Annotated in this window: 2 protein-coding genes; one reads left to right on the top strand and one right to left on the bottom strand. The window is 63.6% G+C overall.

Annotation, left to right across the window (positions count from 1 at the left end):
- Positions 1-846 (bottom strand): cache domain-containing protein (locus JMF90_RS29670; RefSeq protein ID WP_268906071.1); only part of this gene is annotated, 846 nt, incomplete at its 3' end.
- A gap of 903 nt (positions 847-1,749) precedes the next feature.
- Between JMF90_RS29670 and JMF90_RS29665 the strand changes: the two genes are divergently transcribed.
- Positions 1,750-3,444: hypothetical protein (locus tag JMF90_RS29665; protein ID WP_201325787.1), on the top strand; the 1,695-nt coding region annotated here is incomplete at its 3' end.

Raw genomic sequence — 3,444 nt, 5'->3', positions numbered from 1 at the left:
CCGCCAGGCGGCGTAAATGTCCTGCTCGGCCTCCGCGACCATGATGATCAGCGGCAGTTTCGGCAAATGCTTGAAGTAGTAGAGGCGGCGCACGCCGTCGATCGACGAGGTTTCAGAGAAGGAGCCCTCTCGCGCGGTCTGGAAACGCCGGAACGTTGCGGCCTTGCTGAGGTCGCGGCCGATGGTATGCACATCGTACGGCTGACGCATCACCATCTTGCCGTCTTCGCCGATCAGCGAAATCGAGCCATGTTTGCCAAGCGAAAGCCCGGCGAAGAGCTGATGAAAATATTCAAGATTGACCGCAATAACGGCAATGCCGCCAAACGATCCATCGGGGTTCGAAATCCGCCGCGTAAGCGCGATACTGAGCATGCCTCCCCGCAAACGGGATACGAATGGGTCACTGACATAGAGTCCGACGTTCGGATTGTCGCGGTGGATCGTGAAGTATCGGCGATCGGCGAAATTGCCCTTGCGCGGCTCGTCATAGCCCGAATCCAGGACGATATTGCCGCCTGCATCCATCACGAGCATCGAACCGAGAAATTCCGCGGTCATCGCGTGATCGAACAGCACGGCACGGCGCAAGCTGGGCGAAGCGTCCATCACATCGCGGCGCTGCAACCCATGGATGACGGCCTGCAAAGACAGGTCGTACAACTCGAAATTGCGTTCGATGTCGCGCTCGGCGACAAGTCCGAGGTTGCGTGACGTTTCCCTTGCACGCTCCATCGCGTCGTCGCGGCTCTGCAAGAGTTGCAGCACGCATAGCGCCATGAGCGCGCACGCGATCATGGAAGCAATTGCCACGATGACGTAAGGGGCAGTCCGACGGGGGTGCATGGGTCTCCTCACTGGGAATGAGCGCCCCTCCCGCCGAGCGCAGATTGCTCATACTAAATCAGTTGGGCCGATATTCGCGCTCACTGCGATTGGAAGGGCTCCGCCGTGCGCGATTATAAATACCGAGTGCGAGAAATTGCCCGCTCGTAGCGGGCTTCGGGCGACGGATCGGCCACGAACGAGCCGCGCGAGCTTCGCGTTCTCTTCGGCAAGCGGCTTCTGCCGGCGCGGCTCCGAAGGCGACGGCCCGCCGTACTGCGTCCGCCAGCGGCCGGTTTGAGATCAGACGACGACGCCTCGCACTACGGACAGACGCAGGAACACGGATTGCTGAGAAGGTCGCCCGCGCGGTTGCGGCACATGTCGGCCCGTCACGACACCGACCGACATAACGCGGCGATTCGTTTCCTGTCCGGCATCAATCGCCGGCCCGATGGAGTATTGCCGATCGTTTTGTCACCGGATATCCGGAGTGCGTTAATTCCTAATTCGTCAAATCGCAAGTTTTACCGGCGATGCGGGTAATAATTGCGACCAATTTTCCAATTCAATACGCGAAAAACAAAACATTATTGACTTCGACTTTCCCGTAAATTTAGAATCGCCTACGACGGCTTACGTATCGTTTTCCTCGCCGCTCCGGATTCGCAGCTCACCTGCGCGAAGGCCCTTCGTATCGGCCTTCCCGTAGGAAATCGACGCTCGCCCCTGTCGTTTTCAGCGTTCGGCATTTATCAGCCATTCTGTTAATTTGCCAACCTATTTTCCTTTCGAAGAAGCGCAACACCCCGATTCATTTCGATTATTCGGCAGAGTGAATACAAAGCGAGACCAAACGGACAAAAGATCCGCCGCTTAGAACATCCAGATAAAAAATCGCCAGTCATCAGGAGGGACATCAACATGCATCGCCTTGCGAAGTCGCTGTGTCTCGGGCTCGTCTGCGCCGGCCTGCTGTCGGCCTGCAACGACGACGACGTCAAGTCCACCACCCCGCCATCGAACACCGCCGCGTTGTCGTTCCGCATGGACACCGGCGGCCAGATCAACGCGTTCTACCGGCAGGACAAGGTCGCCGCGCACCTGCTGGTGCGCTCGTCGACGAAGCCGCGCCTGCTGGTGGTGTTCCCCGCCGGCAACAGCGGCACCGGGCTGTGGTTCGACGACACCGCGCAGCCGGTGAACTGGACCCTCGACACGCCGCCGTCGGCGCTGTCGGCGCCGGACACGCACGGCCGCCCGCTGTACGGCATCGGCGCCGACGTGTCGGTCGACACCGGTACGCTGACGATCCGGCAGGGCGTGCTCAGCAACGTGCGCTTCCTGCGCGACTTCAACGGCGGCGCGACGATCCCGCAGCAGATCCTCACCGCGCCGACGGTCCAGGGCAGCACCGCACAATGGCAACGCGACCGGCTCGACGGCGCGCCCGGCTATGCGCTGCGCATCACGCTGCGCGACGGCGGCAGCATCGCGCCGGCAGCGGGCGGCAAGCTCGTGCTCAACGCACCCGCGGGTTCGCACACGCTGAAGCTGCACATCGATGCGCTATCGGGCGAGACGCCGCTGTCGCCGATCACGCACGCCGACCTGTTCGCACCGTCGGTAAATCCCGACCCGGTCAGCCAGAACGTGCTCGAATTCCTGAGCTTCAACGACAAGCTGCTGGCCGGCTCGTGGCAGTACGACACGTACTTCGGCCGCGACACGCTGATCTCGGTCCGCATGCTGATGCCCGTGCTCGAACCCGCGGCGATCGAGGCCGGCCTGTCGTCGGTGCTGAGCCGCCTGTCGGCCGACGGCAAGGTCGCGCACGAGGAAGGCATCGGCGAATTCGCGCTGGTCGACAACCAGAAGAACGGGCGGCCGAACGATGCGACACCGACCTACGACTACAAGATGATCGACAGCGACTACCTGCTCGCACCGATCGCGGCCGCGTGGCTGATCGACGATGCGCGCGGCCAGGCCCGCGCCGCCGCGTATCTGGCGCAGCGCGGCAGCGACGGGCAGACCAACGGCAGCCGCCTCGTCGTCAATCTGCTGCACGTCGCGACGACCGCGCAACCGTTCGCGCAGCAGCCGTCGGTCGCGAACCTGATCCACCTGCGGCCCGGCGAAATCGTCGGCAACTGGCGCGACAGCACCGACGGTCTCGGCGGCGGCGTGTACCCGTACGACGTGAACGCGGTGCTCGTGCCGGCCGCGCTGCGCGCGGCGAACGCGTTCCTCGCCCGCGGCCTGCTCGATCCGTACCTCGATGCCCAGCAACGCGCGACGCTCGCCAACACGGCGAACCAGGCGGTCACGTGGGAAACGCAGGCGCCGCCGCTGTTCCAGGTCAGCGTGCCGGCCGCGCAGGCGGCCACCGACGTGTCGGCCTATGCGCCGTCCGCTGGCGTGCCGGCCGGCGCCGCGCCCAACGCACCGCTGGCCTTCTACGCGCTGTCGCTCGACCAGCAGGGCAACCCGATTCCGGTGATGAATTCGGACGGCGGTTTCGCGCTGCTGTTCGGTACGCCGCCGGACGATCAGCTCCAGCGGATCGTCAGTGACGTCACGCGGCCGTTCCCGACCGGGCTCGTGACGGATGTCGGG

This window comes from Burkholderia sp. E168m23, from assembly GCF_016586125.1.
GTDB classification, from domain to species: domain Bacteria; phylum Pseudomonadota; class Gammaproteobacteria; order Burkholderiales; family Burkholderiaceae; genus Burkholderia; species Burkholderia orbicola.
The sequence above is the reverse complement of the archived record's forward strand: the minus strand, read 5'-3'. Positions and strand labels throughout refer to the sequence as shown.